At 72.0% G+C, this 24,744-nt stretch carries 28 protein-coding genes and 1 pseudogene; 11 read left to right on the forward strand and 18 right to left on the reverse strand.

Going from position 1 to position 24,744, the window contains the following annotated elements; all coding sequences use genetic code 11:
- The first annotated feature begins 3 nt into the window (after positions 1-3).
- Positions 4-570 (forward strand): CGNR zinc finger domain-containing protein, encoded by a 567-nt coding sequence (locus IE99_RS0122570; protein ID WP_030174353.1) that lies wholly within the window; start codon positions 4-6, stop codon positions 568-570.
- On the forward strand, positions 567-998 hold the full coding sequence (locus IE99_RS0122575) for a protein-tyrosine phosphatase family protein (protein ID WP_030174356.1): 432 nt from the start codon (positions 567-569) through the stop codon (positions 996-998). The genes IE99_RS0122570 and IE99_RS0122575 overlap by 4 nt, the downstream gene beginning before the upstream one ends.
- Positions 999-1,026: 28 nt before the next feature.
- Here IE99_RS0122575 and IE99_RS0122580 read toward each other — a convergent pair whose 3' ends face one another.
- From IE99_RS0122580 to pseB, 6 genes are all read right to left on the reverse strand, one after another.
- The gene (locus tag IE99_RS0122580) at positions 1,027-4,404 is read right to left on the reverse strand and encodes a bifunctional glycosyltransferase/CDP-glycerol:glycerophosphate glycerophosphotransferase (protein ID WP_030174359.1); all 3,378 of its coding nucleotides are present in this window, start codon (positions 4,402-4,404) and stop codon (positions 1,027-1,029) included.
- A 65-nt stretch (positions 4,405-4,469) separates the two neighbouring features.
- On the reverse strand, positions 4,470-5,558 hold the full coding sequence (gene pseI, locus IE99_RS0122585) for a pseudaminic acid synthase (protein WP_051713036.1): 1,089 nt from the start codon (positions 5,556-5,558) through the stop codon (positions 4,470-4,472).
- Positions 5,555-7,366 carry a class I SAM-dependent methyltransferase gene (locus tag IE99_RS0122590; RefSeq protein ID WP_051713038.1) on the reverse strand — a complete coding sequence of 604 codons (1,812 nt, stop codon included), beginning with the start codon at positions 7,364-7,366 and terminating at the stop codon, positions 5,555-5,557. Before IE99_RS0122590 ends, pseI begins: the two co-directional genes overlap by 4 nt.
- Positions 7,363-8,214 (reverse strand): hypothetical protein, encoded by an 852-nt coding sequence (locus IE99_RS0122595; protein ID WP_030174375.1) that lies wholly within the window; start codon positions 8,212-8,214, stop codon positions 7,363-7,365. Before IE99_RS0122595 ends, IE99_RS0122590 begins: the two co-directional genes overlap by 4 nt.
- 8 nt (positions 8,215-8,222) lie before the next feature.
- Positions 8,223-9,347: a DegT/DnrJ/EryC1/StrS family aminotransferase gene (locus IE99_RS0122600; RefSeq protein ID WP_030174377.1), complete on the reverse strand. Its 1,125-nt coding sequence runs from the start codon at positions 9,345-9,347 to the stop codon at positions 8,223-8,225.
- Positions 9,344-10,327 carry a UDP-N-acetylglucosamine 4,6-dehydratase (inverting) gene (gene pseB, locus IE99_RS32780; RefSeq protein WP_030174380.1) on the reverse strand — a complete coding sequence of 328 codons (984 nt, stop codon included), beginning with the start codon at positions 10,325-10,327 and terminating at the stop codon, positions 9,344-9,346. The genes IE99_RS0122600 and pseB overlap by 4 nt, the downstream gene beginning before the upstream one ends.
- Positions 10,328-10,386: 59 nt before the next feature.
- On the opposite strand from pseB, the gene IE99_RS33220 reads away from it, so the two are divergent.
- Complete coding sequence (locus tag IE99_RS33220) at positions 10,387-11,448, forward strand: PseG/SpsG family protein (RefSeq protein ID WP_051713040.1); 1,062 nt, start codon at positions 10,387-10,389, stop codon at positions 11,446-11,448.
- Positions 11,449-11,541: 93 nt separating this feature from the next.
- On the opposite strand, the pseudogene IE99_RS33725 reads toward IE99_RS33220, so the two are convergent.
- The 4 genes and pseudogenes from IE99_RS33725 to IE99_RS0122625 form a co-directional block, all read right to left on the reverse strand.
- A pseudogene (locus IE99_RS33725) lies at positions 11,542-12,123 on the reverse strand (IS5 family transposase); the annotation flags it as partial.
- Positions 12,124-12,529: 406 nt separating this feature from the next.
- A complete protein-coding gene (locus IE99_RS0122615; RefSeq protein ID WP_084219811.1) occupies positions 12,530-13,036 on the reverse strand; it encodes an NUDIX hydrolase in 507 nt (168 codons plus the stop codon).
- Positions 13,037-13,062: 26 nt separating this feature from the next.
- Positions 13,063-13,380 (reverse strand): SDR family oxidoreductase, encoded by a 318-nt coding sequence (locus IE99_RS33580; protein ID WP_051713043.1) that lies wholly within the window; start codon positions 13,378-13,380, stop codon positions 13,063-13,065.
- A gap of 90 nt (positions 13,381-13,470) precedes the next feature.
- Positions 13,471-13,806: a winged helix-turn-helix transcriptional regulator gene (locus IE99_RS0122625; protein ID WP_030174391.1), complete on the reverse strand. Its 336-nt coding sequence runs from the start codon at positions 13,804-13,806 to the stop codon at positions 13,471-13,473.
- Between the two features lie 147 nt (positions 13,807-13,953).
- Here IE99_RS0122625 and IE99_RS0122630 point away from each other — a divergent pair, with 147 nt between their 5' ends.
- Positions 13,954-14,853, forward strand: coding sequence for an alpha/beta fold hydrolase (locus tag IE99_RS0122630; protein ID WP_030174393.1), 900 nt, complete (start codon positions 13,954-13,956; stop codon positions 14,851-14,853).
- Between the two features lie 134 nt (positions 14,854-14,987).
- Here the strand turns inward: IE99_RS0122630 and IE99_RS0122635 are convergent, their stop codons facing one another.
- The gene (locus IE99_RS0122635; RefSeq protein WP_030174395.1) at positions 14,988-15,404 is read right to left on the reverse strand and encodes a VOC family protein; all 417 of its coding nucleotides are present in this window, start codon (positions 15,402-15,404) and stop codon (positions 14,988-14,990) included.
- Positions 15,401-16,273 carry a sigma-70 family RNA polymerase sigma factor gene (locus IE99_RS0122640; protein WP_030174398.1) on the reverse strand — a complete coding sequence of 291 codons (873 nt, stop codon included), beginning with the start codon at positions 16,271-16,273 and terminating at the stop codon, positions 15,401-15,403. The genes IE99_RS0122635 and IE99_RS0122640 overlap by 4 nt, the downstream gene beginning before the upstream one ends.
- A gap of 139 nt (positions 16,274-16,412) precedes the next feature.
- Between IE99_RS0122640 and IE99_RS0122645 the strand changes: the two genes are divergently transcribed.
- On the forward strand, positions 16,413-16,826 hold the full coding sequence (locus IE99_RS0122645) for a VOC family protein (RefSeq protein WP_030174407.1): 414 nt from the start codon (positions 16,413-16,415) through the stop codon (positions 16,824-16,826).
- Positions 16,827-16,971: 145 nt separating this feature from the next.
- On the opposite strand, the gene IE99_RS0122650 is transcribed toward IE99_RS0122645, so the two are convergent.
- The gene (locus IE99_RS0122650; RefSeq protein WP_051713045.1) at positions 16,972-17,310 is read right to left on the reverse strand and encodes an SCP2 sterol-binding domain-containing protein; all 339 of its coding nucleotides are present in this window, start codon (positions 17,308-17,310) and stop codon (positions 16,972-16,974) included.
- On the reverse strand, positions 17,307-17,456 hold the full coding sequence (locus IE99_RS32790; RefSeq protein ID WP_157610444.1) for a hypothetical protein: 150 nt from the start codon (positions 17,454-17,456) through the stop codon (positions 17,307-17,309). The genes IE99_RS0122650 and IE99_RS32790 overlap by 4 nt, the downstream gene beginning before the upstream one ends.
- A gap of 33 nt (positions 17,457-17,489) precedes the next feature.
- On the opposite strand from IE99_RS32790, the gene IE99_RS0122660 reads away from it, so the two are divergent.
- A complete protein-coding gene (locus tag IE99_RS0122660) occupies positions 17,490-17,699 on the forward strand; it encodes a DUF4287 domain-containing protein (protein WP_030174413.1) in 210 nt (69 codons plus the stop codon).
- A gap of 76 nt (positions 17,700-17,775) precedes the next feature.
- On the opposite strand, the gene IE99_RS0122665 is transcribed toward IE99_RS0122660, so the two are convergent.
- A complete protein-coding gene (locus IE99_RS0122665; protein ID WP_030174416.1) occupies positions 17,776-18,864 on the reverse strand; it encodes a sensor histidine kinase in 1,089 nt (362 codons plus the stop codon).
- Positions 18,865-19,198: 334 nt separating this feature from the next.
- Here IE99_RS0122665 and IE99_RS0122675 point away from each other — a divergent pair, with 334 nt between their 5' ends.
- From IE99_RS0122675 to IE99_RS0122685, 3 genes are all read left to right on the forward strand, one after another.
- Positions 19,199-19,711, forward strand: a complete 513-nt coding sequence (locus tag IE99_RS0122675) for a M15 family metallopeptidase (protein WP_245623309.1) — start codon at positions 19,199-19,201, stop codon at positions 19,709-19,711.
- Between the two features lie 111 nt (positions 19,712-19,822).
- Positions 19,823-20,017: a hypothetical protein gene (locus IE99_RS0122680; RefSeq protein WP_030174422.1), complete on the forward strand. Its 195-nt coding sequence runs from the start codon at positions 19,823-19,825 to the stop codon at positions 20,015-20,017.
- Between the two features lie 321 nt (positions 20,018-20,338).
- Positions 20,339-20,572 (forward strand): hypothetical protein, encoded by a 234-nt coding sequence (locus IE99_RS0122685; protein ID WP_030174432.1) that lies wholly within the window; start codon positions 20,339-20,341, stop codon positions 20,570-20,572.
- Between the two features lie 195 nt (positions 20,573-20,767).
- Here the strand turns inward: IE99_RS0122685 and IE99_RS0122695 are convergent, their stop codons facing one another.
- Together IE99_RS0122695 and IE99_RS0122700 are read right to left on the reverse strand one after the other, a co-directional pair.
- The gene (locus tag IE99_RS0122695; protein WP_051713047.1) at positions 20,768-21,190 is read right to left on the reverse strand and encodes a DUF6463 family protein; all 423 of its coding nucleotides are present in this window, start codon (positions 21,188-21,190) and stop codon (positions 20,768-20,770) included.
- Positions 21,191-21,387: 197 nt separating this feature from the next.
- Positions 21,388-21,885: a pyridoxamine 5'-phosphate oxidase family protein gene (locus IE99_RS0122700; RefSeq protein WP_030174438.1), complete on the reverse strand. Its 498-nt coding sequence runs from the start codon at positions 21,883-21,885 to the stop codon at positions 21,388-21,390.
- 793 nt (positions 21,886-22,678) lie between these two features.
- Here IE99_RS0122700 and IE99_RS0122705 point away from each other — a divergent pair.
- On the forward strand, positions 22,679-22,945 hold the full coding sequence (locus IE99_RS0122705) for a MerR family transcriptional regulator (RefSeq protein ID WP_084219817.1): 267 nt from the start codon (positions 22,679-22,681) through the stop codon (positions 22,943-22,945).
- 188 nt (positions 22,946-23,133) lie between these two features.
- On the opposite strand, the gene IE99_RS0122710 is transcribed toward IE99_RS0122705, so the two are convergent.
- Entirely contained in the window at positions 23,134-23,985 is an 852-nt protein-coding gene (locus tag IE99_RS0122710; RefSeq protein WP_030174445.1) for an alpha/beta fold hydrolase, read from the reverse strand.
- Positions 23,986-24,070: 85 nt separating this feature from the next.
- Between IE99_RS0122710 and IE99_RS0122715 the strand changes: the two genes are divergently transcribed.
- Complete coding sequence (locus tag IE99_RS0122715; RefSeq protein ID WP_030174447.1) at positions 24,071-24,673, forward strand: TetR/AcrR family transcriptional regulator; 603 nt, start codon at positions 24,071-24,073, stop codon at positions 24,671-24,673.
- The last annotated feature ends 71 nt before the right edge of the window (positions 24,674-24,744 follow it).

The raw sequence follows: 24,744 nt of genomic DNA on the forward strand, positions 1-24,744 counted from the left end.
TACGTGGAGATTCCCGTGGACGACTACGCCTGGGGCGTGGCGGTCGCGAACGACCTGGTCGCCACCTCGCCCACGGTGCGGGCCGGCGAGGACGCGCTGCCCGGCCCGGCCGCGCTGGCGGAGTTCCTCGCCGCCCACCGGCTGCACCGGGACGGCCCGCCCGCCGGCGAGGACGTCCGGCAGGTGCGCTTCCTGCGCCGCGAGGTGCGGGGGATCATCGAGACCGAGACCGCCGAGCAGGCCGTCGCGGGTGCGCGCGTGCTGATCCGGCGCGCCGGGCTGCCCCCCGCCCTGGCCCCGCGGGGCGACGGCCGGTGGGAATGGGTGGTGCCCACCGCGCCGGGCGCCGGCCTCGCCGACGAGCTGGCGGCGCTCGCCGCCGTGGGTGTCCTCGGCGTCGTGCGGACGCTGGGGCACGAGCGGTTCCGGCCCTGCGCGGCGCCCGGATGCCGGGGGGTCTTCGCCGACATCAGCCGCGCCGGACGGCGCCGCTACTGCATGCCCGATGTGTGCGGCAACCGCGTCAACGTCGCCAACCATCGCGCCCGCCGACGTGAAGGGGTCCGATGAGCACCTCGCCGCTCCTGCTGCCCGACGGCGTCCGCGTCCGCGGACGGGGCCTGCGCCGTCCGCTGCCCGAGGGGCCGGCGCCCGACGTCGGCCTCTACCTCGGGTCCGGCCGGTTGCGCCGCCGCCACGACGACGCCCTGACCTGGCCCCACACCTGGATCGACTGGCCCGACTTCCTGCTGCCCCGCGACCCGGAGGAGGCCGTCCGGCAGATCCGCCGCCTGCACGAGCGCGCGCGGTCGGGCGCGCTGGCCGAGGTCGCGTGCGGCGGCGGGGTCGGCCGGACGGGCACGGTCATCGCCTGCCTGGCCGTCCTGTCCGGCGTGGACCCCGCCGACGCGGTCGCCTGGACCCGCGCGCACCACCATCCGAAGGCCGTGGAGACCCCGTGGCAGCGCCGCTGGGTGGCCCGCTTCCCGCCGCCCTGACACGGCGGCGGGACGCCCTTCTCGCGGCTCAGTGCAGGATGCGGTCCACCACGGCGGACGCTCCCGCGCCGGTGGGGGCGTAGGCCGCGGTGAAGGCGCCGTAGGCGGGCTCGGGCGTGTCGCGGATCGCCTCGATGAGGTCGGCGGAGGTCCGCAGGACCGGGCCGGGGCCCTCCTTCTCCAGATCGAGGTAGAGGCCGCGGCCGCTGCCGCGGTAGACGTCCAGATCGGGAGTGAACAGCAGGATCGGACGGCCCGTCCGGGCGAAGTCGGCCATCGCCGAGGAGTAGTCGGTGACGAGGAGGTCGGCCGCCAGGTAGAGGTCGGCGATCTCCGGCCGGTTCGCCACGTCGAACGCGAAACCGTCACCGCCGATTCGGGGACGGTCCGTCGTGGACGGGTGGGGCCGCACCAGCACGATGTGGTCGTCGCCGAGGGCGGCCCGAGCCTCGCGGAGGTCCCATTCGAGAGGGAAGATCCGGCGCCCGCCGCGGATGAGGTGGTCGTCGCGGATGGTCGGCGCGTAGAGGATCACCCGTTTCCCCGGCGGGAGGCCGAGCCGCGCCCGCGCGGCGGCCCGGTCGGCGGACGGGTCGTCCAGCACCGCCGTCGCGGGGGAGCCGCACTCCAGGATCTCCCCGGTGTGGCCGAGGGCGCGGCGGAACACCTCCGACGCGAACGGGCCGGGCGACAGCAGGACGTCGGTGCCGGCCGCGAGTTCGTGCCCCGGGTAGGGGACGCGTCCCGGCGGGACGTCGGCGCCCAGGCGTTTCAGCGGGGTTCCCGGCCACGCCTGCATCCAGATCCGCCAGTTGTGGGCGCCGATCCAGCGGGGCGGCGTGCCGTCGCTGACGACGACGTTCGCCCAGGCGAGCGCCCGGTAGTGCTCCTCCGACCCGGCGAGGACGGACTGCGCGCCCGGCGGCGGCTCCATCCCCTTCCGCGTCACCCACACGCACGTGAACCGGCTGTCGCGGCGGCGGAGCTCCTCGTAGACGGCGCGCGGATGCCCGCTGTAGGGGTGCCCGACGGTCGTCTCGAACACGACGGTGTCGGTCTTCGGCCACGAGCCCCGCACCAGGTCGCGGACGCGTTCCTGCATGCGGCGCTGCGCGTACCGGCCGCGTTCACCGATGGGCAGCCGCTGCCGCATGTCCAGGCGCAGCGCGTCGCCGCCGCCGCGCACCGGCGTGACCTCCAGCAGCCCCGCCGTGTGCGGGCCGGGCGGGAGGGTGCAGCCGAGGACGGGCTCGTCGGACGCGAACAGGTGCCAGGACCCCTCCACGTACGCGCCCGGGACCGGGATCCGCGCGGTGAACCGGTCACCGTGCCAGGTGAGGGGGACGGTGTGCTCCTCGTGCGTCCGGGCGCGGCGCAGCTCGAGCCCGTCGGGGCGGGTGCCGGGGTCGGCGCAGTCACCGGCCACGGCGAGCGCGTCGCCGTCCCAGTGCAGGTCGTCCACGACGAGGCGGGCGGTGCGCTCGAGGAGGCCGAGGTTGCCCCAGCGGGTCCGGACGAGGGCGATCTCGCGGCTGTCCCGCGCGTGCCGCGCCTCCGGGACGTCCGGTCCGACGGCGAGAGGCCACTGCCGGTCGGCGGTCTCGACCCGGACCGTCCACGGCGCCTCCTTCGGGCGGGGCAGCCAGTTCTCGACGGTGTCCTGCGCGCTGTCGGGGACGCGCAGGTCGGTGTCCCGCAGCCGGACCCGGAAGCCCCCGCCGCCCGTCATCGTCATCGGGACGCGGATCGGCGGGCCGCCCTCCGGGGTGATGACGAGGTCCGCCGCGTCGACGGGGGAGGTGAGCCGCCCGGACAGCTCGACGCCGTCGTCGGTGCGGCTCGCGGCGCTCACCCACGCGGACGGGCGCGCCACCCGGACGGTGAGTCCGCCGCCCGCCTGGAGCCCCGTCTGGATCCGCACGCCGTCGGCGACGTGGTGCGCGGCGGGCCACACGAGGTTCGGCGAGGCCCCCTTGATGACGCCGGTGCGGCGCTCCCCGGACGAGGAGACCTCCGCCTTCAGCTGCCACGACATCGGCCGCCAGCCGCCGGTGTCCAGCGCGGCCGGGTCGATGTCGACGCTGAACCCGGAGCCGTCCAGGCAGATCAGGGACTGGTCCGACCAGGCCGTGACGTCGGGCCGGTCGACCCGGGTGACGTCGAGGTCGACGCGGCGGCGCGGGGACCCGCCGTCCAGCCACAGCCGCAGCCCGTGCTCGGCCGTCATCGGCAGGTTCCTGATGTGCGCGTGGCCCTCGACGCGCAGCCGCCCGTCCCGCCATTCGAGGGCGTCGACGGTGCCGGTGACGGTCAGCTCGCGGGTGACGTCGTAGACGCGCTGGGGGATGCCGCGCGTCCGGTCGTCGTGGAACGGGTAGGCGGCGTACCAGCGGCGCAGCAGACCGCGGCGGTGGACGCCCGCGTCGGAGATCCCGGCCCGCTGGAACGCCAGCACCTCCAGCAGTTCGGGCACCATCTCGCGGCGCAGCAGGTGGTAGCGGAGCCGGTCGATGGCGGTGAGGTCGCGGAACACGCGCTCGTCGACGCCGGCGAGGTAGCGGGCGGCGGTGGCGGCGAGGCGTTCGCGGGTCGCGTCGTCGTGCCGCTCCAGCGAGTCGATGAGCGCGGCGACGTCGACCCTCAGCATGTTGCGGTCGAAGACGGGCTTGAGGGCGGGCGCCCGCTCGCGCATGAACCCGGCGACGTCCAGGACGGACACCATGCGGTCGGTGAGGTTGTCGGCCTCCAGCGCCCGCTGCGTGATGGACAGCCCGCCGCGGTCGCGGAGCCGCCAGTAGTAGACCGGCTCCCGGACGACGTCGATGCCGTCCGCGAGGACGTACGCGCGGATCATGACCGGGAGGTCCTCGTAGAGGATGCCCGGGAAGGTGAGGCCGTGCCGGTCCCAGAACGTCCGGCGGAACGTCTTGAACACGACGCCGCGCTCGCGCATCAGCTCCGGATGCCGGGTGATGGAGACGCCCTGGCGGTCCTTGCGGAACGCCTCGTTGTGCGACCACGACTGCCATACCCGGTGGGAGTCGAACCGCTTGGCGTTCCCGCAGGCGAAGTCGGACCCCGACCGCTCGAGCGACCCTACCGTCAGCTCGTACGCGGCGGGCGGCAGGACGTCGTCGCTGTCGACGAACGCCAGGTACTCGCCGACGGCGTGCTTGATGCCGGTGTTGCGGGCGGGGCCGAGGCCCTGGTTGTCCTGCCGGACCAGCATGAAGCGGGGGTCGCTCTCGGCGTAGGACTCGGCGATGGCGGCGCTCCCGTCGGACGACCCGTCGTCCACCATGACGACCTCGATGTCCGAGAAGGTCTGCCGGGCGATCGACTCCAGGCACGCCGGGAGGTAGGGACGGACGTTGTGGAACGGCACCACGACGCTGAGGCGCGCCATACCGCCACCTTTCGTTTCTGTTCGCGGAGCGGCGCCGCGCGGCGCCCGGTTCATCGCGAGCCGGTTCAGAGCAGGGACCAGGACAGGGGCGTGCCCTTGGGGACGTCGCGGCGGAACGTCCGGCCGAGGACCTCGCCGAGCGCGTCCGGGGCGAGACCCCCCGCCGGCCGGATCGACCGGACGTTGCGCTCGGTCACCTCCTGCCCCGCGCGGACGTCGGTAACCACGTACAGTGACCGCCGGAACCGCAGCCCCTCCCGTTCGGCGGGGCGCGGCCCGATGCGGGCGGTGCCGAGCGCCTGCCAGGCGCGGCGCGTCTCGGTGACGAGCGCCGCGACCTCGTGCGGTTCGAGGGAGAACTCCGCGTCGACGCCGCCGTCGGCGCGGGCGAGCGTCACGTGCTTCTCGACGAGGGACGCGCCGAGCGCGACGGCCGCGACCGCGACGCCGACGCCCGGGGTGTGGTCGGAGTAGCCGACGACGGTGCCGAACAGGTCGGCGAGCAGCGGCAGCGCGCGCAGGTTCCCGTCCTGCGGCGACGCCGGGTAGGCGGCGGTGCAGCCGAGCACGGCGAGCTGCTCGCAGCCGGCCTCCCGCGCCGCCCGCACGGCCGCGTCGATCTCCGCGGCGGTCGCCATCCCGGTCGAGACGATGAGCGGCTTGCCGGTCGCGGCGGTGAGCCGGATCAGCGGCAGGTCGACGAGCTCCGACGAGGCGATCTTGTAGGCGGGGACGTCGAGGGACTCCAGCAGCCGCACCGCCGACGGGTCGAACGGCGACGAGAACGCGGCGAGCCCCCGCTCCCGCGCCCGCGCGAAGATCGGCTCATGCCATTCCCACGGCGTCTGCGCCCGCTCGTACAGGTCGTGCAGCGTCTCCCCGCCCCACAGTCGGTGCCCGTCCCCGACCCGGAACGCGGGCCCGTCGGCGTCGACGGTGATGGTGTCGGGCCGGTACGTCTGCAGCTTCACCGCCTGCGCGCCCGCGTCGGCGACCGCGTCGACGATCGCGAGCGCGCGCCCGAGGTCGCCGTTGTGGTTGCCGGACAGCTCGGCCACGATGAACGGCTCGTGGCCCGGCCCGACCCGGTGCCCGCCGATCTCCAGCACCCGGGGGCCGTCATGCGCGCCGGGGGGTTGTCCGTTGGTCGTCATGTCTGTCCTTTCTGGGGGTGGACGAGGACGCGGCGGGCGTAGCGGAGCGGGGCGACCACCAGGCGGCCGGGGCCCGAGCGGCCGTGCCGGCCGGAGCGCATCTCGGCGCGCTGCTCGCGCAGGCGGCCCTTCAGCTCCTTGACCTCCAGCTCGCGGGCGGTGAGCGCCTCGTCCGCCCAGTCGGCGCGCTGACGGAGCAGCCGCACCTCGTCCTGGAGGCGGGCGTGCGCGGACACCAGCTCGCGGTGGCCGCGGACCGCGCCGGGCGCCTCCGCCGCGTGCCGGAGGCGCTGCACCAGGTCGGCGACGGGACGTCCGGTCATGGACGCGGCGACCTCGGCCTCCAGCAGCAGGCCCGCGTCCAGCAGCGGCCGGCCGGCAGGGCGCCCGGCCATGGCGTGCAGGGTGGTGCAGATGTCGTCCGGGGACATCGACGCCGGCCACGGGTGGCGCTGCCCGCTCTGCAGCATCCGGGCCAGGAAGCGGCGCAGCGTCCGGGCGAGGACGTGCTCGGCGGGCAGCGGCTCCGCCCATTCCCAGCTCGGGTCGAGCGCCGCGAACCCCGATGGCACGGCCGCCAGGTTGTCGAGGGTGGCGAACGCCAGGCGGCCCGGGACGAGCCCGTTCTCGGCCTGCTTGAACAGCCATTCGGCGTACGCGCCGAGCAGGTCGCGGACGGCGGGCAGGTCGTGCCGGTCGCACGCGGCGCGCAGCAGCGTCTCGGCGTCCCGGCCGCCCCGGACGGGGCCGCGCAGCCGGGCCGGGTCGCGGATGATGCGGCCCGCGACGCGGGGCGCGGCGGTGCCGCAGAGCTCCCAGGCCGGGCCCTCCGCGTGCAGCTCGCGGACGACCGTCCACGGGGCGGCGCCGTCGGCGGCGAGCGCCCACGGCAGCGTCTCCGGCGACGGGTCGCCGTAGGGGCGGGCGACCGCGACCCAGCCCGGCGCGAGCGCCCCGGCGAGGCCGCGGGCGAGCGCGGCCCGCAGGATCCAGCGCGGGTCGCTGAGGACGGGGCGTCCGCCGAACCCGTCGGCGCACGCGGCGGCGAGCAGCGGCTCGGTGGCCTCCGCGAGGAGGCCCTCCTCCAGCAGCTCGTGGTCGATGAGCAGGGACGGCGCGGCGGGGCCGGCGTAGGCGGCGTAGCAGCGGTCCGGCGCCATGCCGAGGCCGTCCAGGACGTGGCACAGCCCGGCCGGGTCGGTGGGGCGGCCGGGGCCGAGCGGCGGCCGCCAGTTGCCGTCGCCGCGCCGCGTGTCGGGCGCCGCGACGTCGCAGAGCCGGTGCACGCCGATCTCGTTCTCGACGCCGAGGAGCAGGACGCCGCCGGGGGTGAGCGCCCCGGCGAGCCGCCGCGCGATCTCCGTCCAGGCCAGGTCGGGGCTGTCGCTGGACAGCAGCCGCTCCAGCCCGCCGAGCGCGACGACGACGTCGTAGCGCTCGTCGCCGGGCAGCTTCTCGATGCCGCCGCAGCACACCCGCGTGGTGGTGCGGTCGGCGTTGGCGCGGGCCAGGGCGCGGGCGTCCGGCAGCGACCGCAGGACGAACGTGACCCGGGCGTCGCGTCCGGCGAGCAGGTCGGGCAGGCCGCGCGGGTGCGGGCCGGCGACGAGGATGCGGTCGCCGGGCTGGACGACGCGGGCGGCGAGTTCGCCGAGCAGCGCCCCCGCGGCGGCCGGGGCGACGCTCACGACCCCGGGGTCGTCGTCGTCCGACCAGAGCAGCATCTCGCCGCCGAGGAGGCGGACGCCCCACGGGTCCGGCACGTCGAGCGGCGCGTCGACCGGCGACATGGTGGACGGGTCGGTCATGTCAGGACTTCCTCACGATCGGATGGAGCAGGCCAGCCGAACAGCCGGCGGATCTCCTCGGGCGGCGCGACCCACCGGTGGCCGAGCTCCTCCTCGGCCACCGCCCGCGCCACGGCCGGATCGATCTCCGCGCCGCGCAGCTCGGGCCGCATCCGGTTGCCCCGCCCGGGATCGCCGTACACCGGGCTGCCGCCCGCCAGCGTCATGGGATCGCCGTACAGCGCCGGCGCGCAGCCGGCGAGCGTGCCGTACAGCAGCGCGCTGGACAGCCGGTTCGACGCGACCCGCCGATGCCGGCGCAGCTCCGCGAGCTGCCCGTACAGGAACCGCGGTTCCACGCCGCGCCCCCGCCACCCCCGGTAGCCGTGGCAGATGACGCGGAACCCGGCGTCCTCGTACCGGGCCCGGACGCGCGGGTCGCGGTGTTCCAGCCAGTACAGACAGACGGTCACCGGCCCCGGCTCCGTCGCCCTGATCTCCGCGATGAGCCGGTCGTGGTCGCCGGCCACCTTGTTGTACTCCCAGCCGTGGAACGGGTACCAGATGGTGCCGCGCCGCTCCCCGTCCGGCACCCGGCCGAGGTCGGGCTCCATCGCCAGGAGGTAGTTCCAGGGCGCGCCGATGACGTAGCAGTCCCGCCAGCCGATCGACCACGCCCGCCGCCGCACGATGTCGGACCACACGAACTTCGGATAGCCGTGCGGGACCTTGTGCATGACCCCGAACCCGTGGACGGGGTTCCAGCCGTGCTGGAGCGTTCCCCGTATCCGCGGCGGGGCGGTGTCGTCCAGGCCGCAGTACCGCGCGAACAGGTGCGCGTGCCCGTAGAAGAGATTCGAATGATGCATGGCGCGCCTCAGATGAGGATGCCCCGCAGCGCGTCCACGACCTGGTCCTGATCGCTGTCGCTCAGGCCGGGGAACAGCGGGAGCGACAGCTGCTCGTCGTAGAACTCCTCCGCGGCCGGGCAGAGGCCGCGCCGGTAGCCGAGGTCCTCGAACACCGGGTGCAGGTACACCGGCAGGTAGTTCACCTGGACGCCGACGCCCGCGGCCCGCATCCGGTCGTAGACCTCGCGGCGCCTGCCGTCCAGCACCCGCACCGCGTACAGGTGCCACATCGGGTCGGCGCCCGGACGGACGTGCGGCAGCCGCAGGCCCGGCACGTCCGCGAGCAGCTCGTCGTACCGTTCCACAAGCCGCGCGCGGCGCCGCTTGAACGCCTCCAGCCGTTCGAGCTGGCTCATCCCGAGCGCGCACAGCACGTCCGGCAGCCGGTAGTTCAGCCCGAACGCGTGCACCTCCTGATGCCAGCCGCCCTCGTCGGGGCGCCGCATCCGGCCGGTGTCGCGGACGAGCCCATGGCAGCGGAACGCCCGCGCCCGCTCCAGCAGGTCCGGGTCGGACACCGCGACCGCGCCGCCCTCCGCCGTCGTCACGTTCTTCGTCGGGAAGAACGAGAACGTCGTCAGGTCGGCCAGCGCCCCGACCGGCACGCCGTGCCAGGACGACCCCAGCGCGTGCGCCGCGTCCGAGAGCAGGAGCTGGCCGCCCCGGTCGGTGATCTTGCGGAGCGCGTCGTAGTCGGCGGGATGGCCCGCGTAGTCGACCGCCGTCACCGCCCTGGTCCGGGACGTCACCGCGGCCTCCGCCGCCCCCGGGTCGAGGACGGGCACGTCGTCGGACACGTCCGCGAACACGACCCGCGCGCCGAGCTGCGCCGCCGTCGCCGCCGTCGCGACGAACGTCATCGGCGACATCACGACCTCATCGCCCGCGCCGACCCCCGCCGCCGCGTACGCGACGTGCAGCGCGGCCGTCCCGGAGCTGACGCTCACGCACGGGACGCCGCCCGTCCGGCGCGCCAGCTCCGCCTCGAACGCCGCGACCGCCGGGCCCGTCGTCAGCCAGTCGCCCCGCAGGACCGCGGTGACCGCCTCGACGTCGAGGTCTCCGACGGACTGCCGCCCGTACGGGATCACGTACCGCTCCCCGCGAGGAGTTCGCGCAGGTCGTCGTGGTCGAGCCACAGGTCGTTGGTGTCGGAGCGGCAGGAGAACCCCTCGTGCACGGGCTCGCCGTCCGCCGGCGGGGTGTACCCCCACGTCGCGATCGTCGGCATCACCACGTACCGGTCGCGCAGCCGCAGGGTGCGGCGCGCGTCGTCGGGGGAGATCATCTCCTCGTGCAGCTTCTCGCCCGGCCGCACCCCGATCTCGTGGACGACGCAGTCCGGCGCGATCGCCTCCGCGAGGTCGACCAGCCGCATGCTCGGGATGCGCGGCACGTACAGCTCGCCGCCGTCCATCATCGCGAACGAGTCGACGACGAACCTGACGGCCTGGTCCAGCGTGATCCAGAACCGCGTCATCCGCTTGTCGGTGATCGGCAGGCTCTCGCCCCGCTCCGCCAGCCGCCGGAAGAACGGGATGACCGACCCCCGGCTGCCCATCACGTTCCCGTACCGCACGACGCAGAACCGGGTCTCGTGCGCGGCCGCGTAGTGGTTCGCCGACACGAACAGCTTGTCGGCCACCAGCTTCGTCGCGCCGTACAGGTTGATCGGGCTGGACGCCTTGTCCGTCGACAGCGCCACGACCCGCTTCACGCCGCAGTCGATCGCCGCGTCCACGACGTTGTGCGACCCGACCACGTTCGTCTGGACGTACTCGAACGGGTTGTACTCGGCGGTGTCGACCTGCTTCAGCGCCGCCACGTGCACGACGTGGTCGACGCCGTGCATCGCGCGCCGCAGCCGCACGGGATCGCGGATGTCGCCGATGAACCACCGCAGGCGCGGGTCGTCGTCGAACTTCTGCCGCATCTCGTACTGCTTCAGTTCGTCCCGGGAGAAGACCACGATCCGTCGCGGGTCGAGGTGGTCGAGGGCGTGCCGGACGAACGCCTTCCCGAACGACCCCGTCCCCCCCGTGATCAGGATCGACGAGCCCACGAGATCCATTGCCGGCCCCCTCCGCGCAGTTGGTTACTCATGGTGATGTTGCGGTAGCGTAGCGTGTCATGTCGCCGCCAGGAGCGAGATTCGGGAAGTGTCCGTCGGTCGGCATCTACTGCGACGCGGGGCCGGGGATCGGCGTCGGCCACCTGATGCGCTGCCTGGCCCTGGCGGAGGAGCTGCTGTCGCGCGGTGCGTCCGTGCGGGTCATGGCGCCGACCTCGGGGATCGAGTGGATCCCGGCGCTGTTCGGCCCGGTACCGCTGGAGGAACCGCCGCCCGACCTGGTCGCATCCGCCGCCCGCTTCGACGCCCTCGTCCTCGACTCCTACCTGCTGCCGCCGGCGGTCTCGGGGGAGCTGCGCCGCGCCGGGCTGCCCGTCCTGGCCATCGTGGACGGGACGACCCGCGGCCAGGACGCCGACATCTTCGTCGACCAGAACCTCGGCGCCGAGGACGTCGCCGTCGACCTGCCGCCCGCCTCGACCCACCTGGCCGGGCTCCGGTACGCGCTGCTGCGCGACGACGTCCGCGCCCACGCACGGCCCCGCCCCCGACGCCCGCTGGACGGACCGCCCCGCGTCCTGTGCGTCTTCGGCGGAACGGATCCGTACGGCGCGGCCCCCGCCGTCCTGCGCCTGGCCGCCGGAACCGGGGCGCCCTTCGACGCCACGGTCATCGCCGCGCGTCCGCCGCTGCTGGCGGAGCTGGAGAGCGTCACGCTGGCGCCGGGCCAGACCGCGCGGGTGATTCCCCCCGTCGCCGACCTGCCCGCCCTGGCCGCCGCGTCCGACGTGGTCGTGACGGCCTCGGGCACCTCGATCTGGGACATGCTGCACCTGGGCGTCCCGACCGCGCTGACCTGGGTCGTCGACCATCAGCGCGACGGCTACACCGCCACCGTGTCCCGGGGCCTGGCCGCCGGTCTCGGCCACGTGCGGGAGTTCGGACCGGAGGCGTCCAGAACGCTCTTCCGGCTGCTCACCGACCCGTCCGTCCGAGCCGCCCTGGCAGGCCACGGCGCCACGGCGGTCGACGGCCAGGGCCGCGAACGCGTAGCCGACGCCCTCTTCGCCGCTCTGCGGGACGGCGCGGCCGAACCGACTCCCGGCAGCCGCACGGCCTGAGCCTGCGGCTCGTCCCGTGAAAGGATCAGGCTCTGGAAGCGGCGCGCGAGGACGGGAAGCAGGGATTGAAAACGGCGGATTCGCGAAGAGTGCGCGACCTCGTCTATGACGCGCCACGCAGATTCCGGCCATCACCGCCTCGAACTGCGGGGCGTCCCCGCGCTGCCCCGCCGTCACCACCAAAGACAGTGGTTTCTGGCCCTGCTCGCAGGCCAGATGCACTTTGGTCGACAGCCCGCCGCGGGAGCGGCCCAGGGCGTGATCGCCGGGCTCGATGGCCGTGCCGCCGGGGGACTCGCGTTGCAGGTCGCCGTGGCGGCGGGCCCCGGCGGCGTGCTGGTGGGCCCGCATGATGGTGGAGTCGATGTTCACCTCCCAGCCGATCAGCCCGGCCACATCCGCCCGGGCCTGCAGGCCGGCCAGGATCCGCGCCCACACACCCTCACGCTGCCACCGGCGGAACAGCCCGTAGACCGCCTGCCAGGAGCCGTAACACTCGGGCACGTCCCGCCACGGCGCCCCCGTCCGCACCCGCCAGCGGATCCCATCAATCAGCTGCCGCTTGGTCCATTTCGACGGTCGACCAGACCGCCTGGGGACGGGCAGCAGCGGCCCCAGGATCGCCCATTGCGCGTCGGTCAGATCGAACCGCCTCGTCACCGCTAAGGTGGCCACGAGGTCTCCGGTTTCAGGTTCTTCTTGGTCGATGAACCATCTACCGGAGACCTCACTGCGTCCGGCTCACAACACGCCGACACTCAACCCACTTCGAAACACGCCCTAGTTCTAGAAGCTGATCCAAGATATCGAGCAGCGCCGCCCGAGCTGCCTCGGTGAACGCGGATCCGCCCTGCTCAAAGGCTGGCCGGTGTTGCCGTTGGCCATCAAGTGCTCATCCCTCGCCGTCGCGGCCGTCCCCCCACGCCGCACCGCACCCATCTGTCCTCGGGATACAGCCCACGGTGGATAGGCTGCGGCGTGTTCGTGGCTGGCTCTCTCCCTGGGCGCGGTCGCCAACGGCTTCGGCCCGCCCCGCGGCTGACTTGCTTTCCGGGGACTACGTCCCGGTGGAACCGGGCGCTCATCGAGGGGCCTGATGTCGTGCATGACCGTCGGCGGTGAGTGTTCCTGCGTCGAGTTCGGCTCGCAGGACGTCGGCGATCGGGTTGGGCTTGAGGTTGATCGCGGCCACGGCCTGGGGTGTGGCGGGGATCTGTTCGAGCCGGTACTCGCCGCGGTCGGTTCGGGTGAACTCCGGGCCGGTTCGGGCGGTGAAGTTCCAGTTCGTGATGGCGGCGAGGTAGAAGTCCTCGCGGCCGCCGCCGGGACTCTCCAGGGTGTGCAGGTGCCGGACGATGTCGGCGCTTCCTGCGATCTCCTCCCTGATCTCGCGGTGCAGTGCGTCGAGGGGGCCGGCATCGGTGTCCTCAACGCCACCGCCGATGACGACCCAGTAAGGCTCGACACCGGGCCGGATCCGCTTCATCAGCAGCAGGTTCCCCTCCGGAGTGAGCAGCACGGCGCGGACCCGGTGACGGCCCGGCTCGTTCGTGGGCTTGACGAAGCCGGGCTGCGGGGTCGGGTGCATCGGTGTTCCTCCCAGGTAGTCGGCGGTCAGTGCAGGATCCAGCCTCCATCGACGTGGAGAGTCTGCCCGGTGATGAACGCGGCGGCGGGCGTGGCGAGGAATAGCGCGGCGGCGGCGACGTCGTCGGGGCGGCCACGGCGTGGGATGCACTGGCGGCCGAGTTGCTCGGCGATGCTGCGGCGGTGCTCGGTCGGGAGCGCGGTTTCGGCGTCGACGGCGATCGCGCCCCCCTCCCGGCAGACCTCCGTAATGATCGTTGAGGATGCGGTCCAGGCGGGCGACCGCCGGTCCAGAGCCGCCAGAACACCACGTTCCAGCAGGTCGAGACCTATGTGCGCGGACACGTGCGCACCATACCCGGTGCTGGTCAACGAACTTGGCGACCTATATCTGGAGCTTCGGCTACAGCACTCACGAGACCCGCCCGTCCAGGCTCAGGCCGCGGGGATGGCCTCGATGGTCTTCATGTGCTTCTCGCCCCACTCGCCCAACGGGATCAGGGCTTGGTTGAGCGAGGTGCCGAGGTCGGTCAGCGAGTACTCCACCTTCGGCGGGACCTGGTGGTACACCTCCCGGTGCACCAGGCCGCAGTGCTCCATCTCGCGCAACTGGATGATCAGCGACTTCTCGCTGATGCCCGGTACGCCCCGCCTCAGCTCACCGAAGCGCCGCGGACCGTCGTGCAGAGCCCACAGGATCAGGGCCTTCCACTTGCCGCCCACCACGTCCACGGCGGCATCGAGCCCGCACGAGTAGCTTCGCTTCTTCACTTCGCCCTCCGATACTGAAGAAAAGGTAGGTACCTGAAAAAATAGTAGGTACTTGGAGGAAGTGCCGCAAGCAAGCACGATCGGAGTCGCCGGGGGAGGGGCCCATCCCGCGGCACCGCACATCACTTCCACAAGCACGGAGTCCACGTGAACAACGGGCGCATCACCGCCAACGGCATCGACTTCTCCTACGTCGAGGAGGGGGAAGGCCCGCTGGCCCTGCTGCTGCACGGCTTCCCCGAGTCCGGGGACGTCACCTACCGCCATCTGATCCCGGCGCTGGCCGCGGCCGGTTACCGGGCCGTCGCCCCCAACATGCGCGCCTTCGCCCCCACCGCGCTCCCGGCCGACGGCAGCATGCTCCTCCGCGACCTCGTCGACGACGTCAACGCCCTGCACCAGGAGTTGGGCGGTGACGGCGACGCGGTCCTGGTCGGGCACGACTGGGGCGGGGGCGTGGCCTGGTCCGCCGCCGTCACGGCCCCCGAGCGGTGGTCGCGGGTGGTGGTCAGCGACGTCCCGCCGCTGCGGTTCTTCGCCGCCTACGCCGGCACCTTCGAGGGCATCGAGAACCTGAACCACTTCTGGTTCATCCAGATGGACATGGCCACCGAGGTCCTGGCCGCCGACGACATGGCCTGGCTGCGCCAGGGCCTGCAGGACAAGTGGACCTCCCCCGGGTTCGACGCCACCGAGGAGATCGACGGGATGCGCAAGGCCCTGGGCGAGCCGGCCCGGCTCCGGGCCGCCCTGGACCTCTACCGGACCAACTTCGGCTCCACGCAGATGGGCACGCCGGAGTGGGCGGCCGAACACGACCGCCTCTGGGGCGCCCTGCCCAGCCAGCCGGCCCTGTACCTGCACGGCACCGAAGACAAGAGCGTCGTGCTGGACCAGGAGACCCTGACCTCCATCGGCGCAGCCCTCGCCGAGAGCAACAAGGACTCGGAGGCCGCCTTCGTCGAGGGAGCCGGGCACATCGTCCCGGCCGAACAGCCCGACCGCTACAACGAACTCGTCCTCCGCTTCCTCAACAAGAGGAGCTGACCAGCCGGACGCCGACACCGCGTACCTCTACTCCGGAATCCCACCGGAGTAGAGGTACGCGGTGCCGCCGGTGATACTGCGAAATGAGGACACCTTCAGTCCCTCTCTGACCCGCCAGGATTGCAGACGGGGGCTCAGTGCAGTTGCCGCGGCTGGGTGAATCGGAGCATGTTCCCGGAGGGATCGAGGAAGGCGCAGTCGCGGACGTCACCGGGCCGGTCGATCGGTTCCTGCATCACCTCGGCGCCCGCGGCCTCGATGCGTTCGAAGGTGGCGTCGCAGTCGTCGGTCACGAAGACGAGACAGCCCAGCAGGCTCTTGGCCATCAGGTCGACGATCGCATGCCGGTCGGCCGGCGAGACGACCGCGTCCGCGCCGGGGGAGCGGAGGAGGATCCGCACGTCCGGCTGCGAAGGCGGGCCCACGCTCACCTGCCGCGACTCCTCGGCGCGCACCTCGAAACCGAGCACGTCACGGTAGAAGGCGAGCGCCTCGCCCAGGTCGTGGACGGCCAGAGCGCACGACGAGAGCCTGAGATCCGCGCGGGTCAACGCCGCTCCCTGTCGTCGGCGGGAAGAATGACGATGTCGAGCTCCCGGATCCGATCCGGATCGGTGTCGACGTCGATACGGGTGATCCTGTCGTGGTCGACGGTGAAGGTGATGACCGCCTTGGGCCGGCCCAGGTGCGACCACACGGCCGCCGGGACGCCGTCCACCAGCGCGAGCCGCGCGGCCTGGGCCCGTCCGGCGAAGAAGGCCGCCACCTCCGGTCCGCCGCGGAGCTCGCCGACCACGGCGCCCGGATCGAGCAGCTCCAGCAGGGCGGCGAAGTCCCCGCCACGGGAGGCCGCAAGGAAGGCTTCGACGATCTCCCGCTTCGCCGATCGCGCGGCATCGGACGCGTCCGCCGCTCCCTGCACCCGGCGCCGGGCCCGGCTGGCGAGCTGCCGCGCCGCCGTCGGGGAGCGGTCGATGATGGCCCCGATCTCGGCGAAGGACACGGCGAACACGTCGTGCAGGACGAACGCGAGCCGCTCGGCCGGAGTCAGCGCGTCCAGCACCACCATCAGCGCGACGCCGACCGAATCGGCCAGCAGCGCCTCGTCCTCGGGGCCGCCCTGTTCGGCCGGGCGGATGCTCGCGTGCTGCGCGTGCGGCTCGGCCGGCACCGTCCCGGCCGACTCCTCACGCCGGTTCCGGCGTGCCTCCAGCATGTTCAGGCAGACCCGGCTGACGATCGTGGTCAGCCACCCTCCCGGGTTCTCCACCTGGCCGGTGTCGGCACGGCTGACCCGCAGCCACGCCTCCTGCACCGCGTCCTCGGCCTCGCCGGGCGAGCCGAGCATCCGGTAGGCCACCGCGTGCAAGCGTTCCTGATGCTCGGCGAACCGCTCGCGCACCCAATCCTGCTCGACCATCTGTCACATTCCTCCGCCTAGCCGGTCATCAGTGATTGACCGGCGAACCCGCGCCGATGTGACGGCCGGGCCCCGCCCCGGCTGTCCGGCCTGACGGTTCCGCCGGCGCGAACACCTCGATTCACCAAGGAGACAGACCATGAAAGCGCACGTCAGTTCGATCCTCCTCGGCGTCAAGGACATGGAGGCGTCCAAGCGGTTCTACACCGAAGGGCTCGGCTGGAAGATCAAGGACGACTACGGCATCTCGGTGTTCTTCGAATCGGACGGGGCCTCGCCCGTCGGCTTCTACGGCCGCGACGGCCTGGCCGACCAGGTGGGCACCAGCCCGGAGGGCAGCGGCTTCAGTGGACTGGTCCTCACCTACGTCGTCCGCAGCGAGGCGCGGGTCGACGAGATCATCGCCGAGGCGCAGAAGGCCGGCGCCACGATCCTCAAGCCCGCCGGCGCCCTGCCCTGGGGCGGGTACGGCGGTACCTTCGCCGACCCGGACGGCTACATCTGGAGCCTCGGCTACAGCGCCCGGGGAACCGACCAGCTCTACGCGGAGTAGCCGCCCGAAAAAGGTGGACGGCCATTGCCGGTCACAACCGGCGTGACCGAAGTGCATGACCGGGGTTCGGCGTCGGCACGGGATCGTGCCGACGCCGAACCCTCACACGTTTGCCGGACGAGTCTTGCGCCACTCCGTCCGGCCCTCAGAAGCGGAACGCCTGGACGAACCGGTGGAGGAGCGCGGGATCGCCCTCCACCCGCACGGTGCCGTCGGCGAGTGCTTGGTCGGGAGTCTTGGCGCCGGTCATCAGGGCGTGGATTCCCTGCTCGTTCATCCTTTCGATGACCAGGTCAGGGGCCGGATGCGGGCCGACGCCGACCGCCAGGGCCCCAGCGGTGATCTGAAGGCGGAGGGTGAACCCGCCCATGCGGACCTCATAGCCGACGGTGGCGTCCCGGGCCGCCTCCGGCCGGTAGGTGGTGCGGAAGGCCATGGCCACCGATTCGGCGGTGATGGCCTCCCCCGGACGGGGCTCGGTCATCGTCCGGGCGGGGCGGCGGCCTCCCGCATCGTTCCGCTGGCGGTCCTGGCCGGTTTCGCCGGCTCCGCCGCCAGCGTGCTCATCTTCTTCGCGGGGGCGGCGCTGGGCCTGGTCTGGCTCACCGCGACGACCGCGCGACTCGCCACCGAACGCTGACCACCCAAGAACGGAGCCAGATCATGACCGCACCGACCGGGGGCAATCCCGCCAGCTACTTCCCCGCCATCGAGGCCAAGTACGGCCGCCCCGTCCAGGAATGGATCGACCTCATCAACTCCTCGCTCTTGACCAGGCACATGGACCTCGTCGGGTGGCTCAAGACCGAACACGGTCTCGGCCACGGCCACGCCAACGCCCTGGTCGCCCACACCCTCGCCGACAGGAAATAGACCGCCCCCACCGGCCCCAGGGGCGGCCGTCGGCGCAATCTCCCAGCGCGTCCGACCGTCCGCTGTCTCGGCGCCTCTATCTGTCGGGGTGCGGGGGTGTCGCGGGGAGTTCCACGGTGACGCGGAGCCCGCCCGCGGGGCGGGGGGTGAGGGTGAGGGTCCCGTCGTGTGCCTGGGTGATGGTCTTGACGATCGCCAGGCCGAGGCCGACGCCTGCCTGGTCGGTGTGTATGCGCTCCGTCCCGCGCTGGAACGGTTCGGTGATCGTGGAGATGAGCTGTGGAGTCAGCTTCTCCCCGGTGTTCTCGACGGTGAGCACCACGGTCTCCGCGCGGACGCTGGTATCCACCCGCACGGTGCCCTGTTCGGGCAGGTTGTGGACGATCGCGTTCTGCATGAGGTTCATGGTCAGCTGCAGCAGGAGCGCTTGCGATCCGATGGTCACAGTGATGCCACCGGACGTTTCGATGGTGACGCCGCGCTTCTCCGCCAGGGGGAGGAGCGTCTCGGCGGCTTCTTCCGCCAGGAGGGACAGGTCGACGCGTTCCCGGGTGAAGGACCGCTGTTCGGCGCGGCTGAGCAGGAGCAGCGCTTCGGCGAGGTCGATCGCCCGGGTGTTGACGGAGTGCAGGCGTTCGATGACCTCGCCGGTGTCGCGGTCCGGATCGGTGCGGGCCACGTCGATGAGCGCCTTCGAGATCGCCAGCGGCGTGCGCAGCTCGTGCGAGGCGTTGGCCGCGAACCTCCGCTGTTCGGCGACGTGCTCCTCGAGCCGTGCGAGCATGCCGTCGAAGGCGTCGGCGAGTTCGCGGAACTCGTCCGCGCGGCCCGGCAGCCGGATCCGGTGGGAGAGCGACCCGCTCGTGGCCAGGCGCGTGGCGTCCGTGATGCGGGTCAGCGGGGCGAGCATCCGGCCAGCGAGGATCCATCCACCGACGAGGCCGAACATCAGCAGGAAGAACAGCAGCGCGGCCGCGGCCTCCGCGAAGTCGTGCATGAGGGTCTGGCGGACCAGCACGCCGCCGGTGACGGGCGTGTAGGCGGGCAGGTGGCGCAGGATGAGGACCCAGACCGCCGCGAGCAGCAGGACGCCGGCGAGCATGAGGAACCCGGCGTAGCTGAGGGTGAGCTTGAGGCGGACGCTCAGCCCGGGTGCCCTATCCACCGTCTCCTCCGTCGATGCGGCAGCCGGCGGCGAGGACGGCCTCCGCGAGAAAGGGCTCGTCCTCGACGATCGAAACGCGCATGCGATCGATGCTACGGGACGGCGCATATCGTCGGCATATCGAAGACTCCATACGTGCCGGCAACGTCATGCTGCCTTGACTGGAGGCATGTATCGAATACCCGCCTCGACGCGAAAGGCGTCCCGCAAGACATGTGTGTTTCTCGCCGTCGGCCTTATCGTCGTCATTGCGACAGTCGGCGCCGCCCTGGTTAGTCGGTCCCCGGACTCCTCGCCCTCCTCAACCGAATCGCGGTCAGTCCCCGTCTCGAAGTTGCCACGCAATGCGCAGGGTGACGCACACATCGAGAGCCGTGGTCCGCTCGACGAGGCCGATGGCGCCGTACCCGACGGTGTCACCGTCTTCGACGAGGCGATCCCGGCCGTGACCAACCTCGACCCCGATCTCCTCGCTGCCCTCCGCCGGGCCGCGACGGACGCCGCGAATGCCGGAATAGAATTCAACGTCAATAGCGGCTGGCGCTCCCCGGCATACCAGAGCCGGCTCCTTCGCGAAGCGGTCTCCAAGTACGGCTCCGAAAAAGAGGCCGCCCGATGGGTGGCCACCCCGGACACCTCGCCTCACGCGAAAGGAGAAGCGGTCGACATCGGGCCTTCCGATGCCACGATGTGGCTGTCGGAAAACGGCGCCGAGTACGGGCTGTGCCAGATCTACAGGAACGAAGCCTGGCACTACGAACTGCGCCCGGAAGCCATCGATCACGGCTGCCCGCGCATGTACGCCGATCCCACCCACGACCCCAGGATGCGAAGTGGTCGACGGTGAGCCGGGCAGGGCGACGCCGTCCGCCGGGCGATCCTGCTCGCCTCCGGCCGGAACCGGCGTTCAGGTGCGCGCAACGATGGCGTTTCTCAGCGAAGCCAGAAGGAAGGAGATGTGCCCGTGGTGAGCGGAGGCATGATGAACGAACCGGGAAGCAAGGTCGTGGCCGCCGGCGTCGGGCGGGTGGCGCTTCGTTCCGCCATCGCGGTTCTCGGGGTCGCGGTCGTCCTCCTCTTTCCCCAGGCGCTGGCCGTTGTGGCCGGACTGGCGCTCGTCTTCTTCTTCTTGAGATTCGACCGGCTGCACTGACAGACCGGCATGAAGACAGGCCGGTGCCGACCAGCGGCCCTCTAACACCCGGCGGGCAGGAGGGGTGACGACGGATGACGGCACTGTAAGGACCGAAGCCACACGACACCCCGGTTTCGGCGCGGTGGCGAAGTGGCGGGTACGGACGCCGCCGAAGACGACGCTCGGCATCACATGCCCGTCCTCGTCGTCGCGACGGGGACGCTCATCAGGGGAGCGGACGGCAGGGTGGCGTGGGTTACGTGGTTTCCCGGATAGCGCCCCTGACCAGCGGCAATGCATTCTGTAGCTGTCCGATCGCAGACAGTCGCAGGAGGATTCATGAAGATCAGGAAGGCCGCGCTCGCGGTCGCGATCGCCGGTTCGTCGCTGGCGGTCCCCGTCACCGCCTCGCCCGCGTTCGCCGACTCGTGGCACAACACGGGGCAGACCTTCTACTGGTACTCGAGCTGCGCCGCCGCCGGCAGGGCCGGCGTGCGGTCCGGCTGGCAGAGCTACGACTGCAAGGGCAGCTCCGCGCCGTGGTCCACCTACGAGCTGTGGGGCCTTTACTGACCCGACCGTGCTCGCCGCCCCGCCGACCGGCGGGGCGGCTTCGGCCGTCCGGCGGCACCGGATCGTCGATCAGGTCGCCGACCATTCCACCGCGTCCGCGATGAACCGGTCGTAGAACCATGCGTCGCCGGCACATGCCGCTTTGTCATATGACGTAGAAGCACGATTCGCTCCACGCCTCTGTCGCCGGGTCGCTCAATCGCCCCGGTGACTCGAGGCGGTCGCGTCCGCTTGGGACGCGGAGCCGCGGCGGGCGCGACGGGCCCCGGCGAGCAGGAGGACGGTCGCGACCAGGAGGATCGGCCAGGGGGTGGTCACGAGGACCACGGCGTCGACCACGGTCCAGATCCCCAGCGTCCAGGCGATGAACGACGGCGGAGTGATGCCGCGGCGGTCCAGCCACAGCACCATCAGGCCGACCAGGATCAGCGGCACGCCGAAGCTCGCCACGCTGAACCAGTACGCGCTGTGCGCCGGGCTCATCGCGGTGAATTCCTCGCCCCACAGGTCCCCGCTGAACCACGTCCCGGCGTGTGTCGCGGCCTTTTCGAGCGTCAGGGAGAGAAGGGTGTGCGCGGCCCCGAACAGTGTGATGAGCCAGCCGGCCCACTTGATCATTGGACTCCCCATTCCCACCGCGGAACCGTGTGATCCCGCCTGAATATACGGTGGCGTATAGATTGAAAATAGACCTGTTATACGGCTCCGTACAACTGAGAGGGAGAGTGAGGTGGGCCACAGGGGCGCTCATTCCTCGACGCTGGGCGCGGTCGTGGTCCGTGTCAGGTTGAACGGGGTGGCGTTGCGCGGGAGGGTCACGCGCGGGCGCGCTCTTCCCGCCGCCGGATCAGCTCCTCGACCGCGCTCGGCAGCGTCGTCTCGAAGTCGATCAGCTTCGCCCACGTCGGCGTCACGACGATCCGGACCATGCCGTCGTAGAGCGAGCGGACGCCCGCCTCCCACTCGGCCCGCTGCTCGGGCGTCATCCGGTAGCTGCCGTTCATCTGCAGGTACTCCTCCGGGATGCCCTCGACGAGGTCCAGCTCGGCCCGTCCGCGGATGAGCAGGATCTTGGGCGGGTGCACCTCGGTGTCGATGGTCAGCGCGACCATCGGGTTCGCGCGCAGGGAGCGCAGCTTCGGGGCGTTCACGGCGGTGCACATGACGATCTCCGAGCCGTTCCAGGTGAACGCGATCGGAATGCTGCGCGGAGTGCCGTCCCCGGCGACGTAGGCCAGGCGGGTCAGGTCGCGGGCCAGCAGCTCCCGGCTGAGCGGCCGGTTCAGGATCTCGGTGATCTCGTTCTGGTTCACGGTTGTTCCTCCGTCGGCGGAGCGGCCCCGTCGTGGTCGCTGTACCCCTGGGACGGAGCCCGCCGGTCGTTCTCGACATCCCGAGCGCGCTGATCTCGGACGGCCTGCGGGTGAGGCCGCGCCGCCGACGATCGCATCTTTCGATCTCCGAAAACCTATGTCGATCAAAGTAGATTTTCGCGCCGGAGTGGTGTAGTGTTCCTGTCATCGAAGCGGAACAAGTCCATGAGACGCGGCAGAGGACGAACTGCCCGGTGAGATGGATGGCGCGGGCCGGGCGTGCCGGGGTCAACGCAGTGGAAGGGACTCCGGCAGCGGTCCGCGCTCCCGGTGGCCAACGGGCCGCCGACAGCATGAAGGCAAGTGGCAACAAAGCAGGAAGTGAAGATACGGAAGGAGGGTCTCGGCACCATCGGATCGCCCGTTTGCAGGCTCCGGTCATGCCTGCGCGGGTACCGCAGCCCCACAGATTGGACGGTGGTCTACGGTCACGCATCCGCGATCCCCGCGCCCCCGCCTCTGGCGGCCCGCGCGGAAGTCAACCGGCCACAGTGCCGAATAGATGGTGTTGTACCTCATGGCCCCGGCGCCGCTCTTCGGCGCCGGGGCCTCGTCGCTTCCCCTGAACACATCAGGCGTCCACCTCGACGCACCGACACTCGACAGCAGCACGGAAGGTTCTGTGAGCGCACTCCATCCGGATCGGACCGGAACCCACTCGGCGCACCGCGACCCGGCGCCGGACGGCGGCCTGGACGACAAGCTGGACGATGAGGACTACCCGGCCTACAGCATGGGCCGGGCCGCCGAGATCCTCGGCGTGACCCCGGGGTTCCTCCGCGGCCTGGACGCCGCCAAGCTGTTCGTCCCTCAACGCTCGGCCGGCGGCCACCGCCGCTACTCCCGCTACCAGCTGCGCCTGGCCCAGCGCGCCCGCGACCTGGTCGACCAGGGCACCGCGCTGGAGGCGGCCTGCCGCATCATCATCCTGGAAGACCAGCTCGCCGAGGCCCGGCGCATCAACGCCCGGCTCCAGCGTCGCATCGACACGAGCCCCTGACGGACTGACCGGCCAGGGGCTCCGCCCCCTGAACCCGTACGCCGACACGGACCGGACCGCCCGGCGTCACTGCGTCCGCGACCGGGGACGTCACCGCCTGGCGTCGTTCACGGACCCGAGGGCGATCAGATCCTCCCGCGGCGCCGGCCGCCCGCGCTCGATCGGGCGGCCCGGGTTCTGCGCCGGAGTCATGACCGAGCCGGCGTGGGGGCGGTGGCGTGGATGAAGGAGCGGATCAGGGCGGCGGTCCGGTCGGGCTGGTCGATCATGACCAGGGTGCGGCTGTCGTCGATGCGCTCCACCCGGGCGTCCGGGAGGATGGCGGCGAGCAGCTCGGCGTGCGCGAAGGGGAAGAGCCGGTCCTCGGGGGCGAAGGCGAGCAGCGTCGGCTTGTCGAACGCCGCGAGGCGGAGCGCGGCCTCGCGGGTGACGTCCGGGACGAGGCCCCGGGTGACCTTGACGCAGTCGCGGCGCACGCCCCGGTCGCCGCGGAACGCCTTCGACCACTCGTCGATCAGGTGGTGGGGCAGCGGGCCCTTGGTCAGCAGCCCGAAGGTGAACGGCAGCCGGCGCAGGGGCCGGAAGCGCTGCGACCGGAGCCCGGTGGTGACGATCATCGGGACCCTGGCGGCGGGCACCAGCGGCTTGAACAGGGTCGGCGGGCAGTTGTCGAAGCAGTCGCCCGGGGTGAGGACGAGCCGTGCGAGCCGCTCGGGGTGCCATGCCGCGACGACCTGGGCGATGGCATCGCCGCTGTCGTTGCCGACCAGTGTGACGTCACGCAGGTCGAGCGCGGTGAGCGCGTCCGCGACGAGCGCGCCGAGGCCGCGCAGGCCGAGGTCGGCGTCCGGCTCCATGGGGATCCGGTGGGCGCCCGACGGCAGGTCCAGGCTGATGCAGCGGAACTCGCCCGCGAGCCGCTCGACCACGCCGTCCCAGAGCCGGCCGTCCATGAAGTAGCCGTGCAGGAACACGATCGGCGCCCCGGTGCCGGCCTCGCGGTAGTGGATCGTGCCCTGGCGCAGCTTGATCAGCGGCATCTCGACCTCCGACTAGAATCCGTACAGGTTGTACGGATATTTACATACAAGCAGTCTGTATTCAAGAAGGGACCGGTGAGAAGCGTTGGGCGGCACGCATGCGGAGCGCTCCCAGGCGACCCGGACGGCGTTGATCGCCGCAGGTAGGAGGCTGTTCGGGGAGCGTGGGTACGCCGCGGTCGGCACCGAGGAGATCGTCCGCGCGGCCGGGGTGACGCGCGGCGCGCTCTACCACCAGTTCCGCGACAAGCAGGCACTGTTCGACGCGGTCGCCGAGACGGTGGAGGCCGAGCTGACCGAGAAGATCACCGAGGACGCGCTGGCCGTCGCGGACCCGGCGGAGGCGCTCAAGGCCGGCGCGCGCGCCTTCCTCGACGCCTGCGCCGCTCCCGAGGTCGAACGCATCCTCCTGCTGGACGCCCCCGGCGTCCTCGGCTGGCAGCGCTGGCGCGAGATCGGCGAACGGCACGGCCTCGGCACGATCCAGGCCGCCCTCCAGGCGGCCATCGACGCGGACGTCCTGCCGCGGCAGCCGGTCCGGCCGCTCGCCCATCTGCTGCTCGGCGCCCTTGACGAGGCCGCCCTGGCGGTCGCCCGCGCCGCCGACCCCCCGACCGCCCGCGAGGAGATGCTGACCGCCCTGGAACGCCTCCTCTTCGGTGCCGCGGCGGATTCCTCCGGAAAGTAGCGCCGGGGCGCGGCCGCCTTGGCAGAGGGGCGCTCACGCCTTCCGAATCGAGTTGGGAGCGTCCTCTGGGA

The organism is Spirillospora albida, assembly GCF_000718255.1.
Taxonomy (GTDB): domain Bacteria; phylum Actinomycetota; class Actinomycetes; order Streptosporangiales; family Streptosporangiaceae; genus Spirillospora; species Spirillospora albida.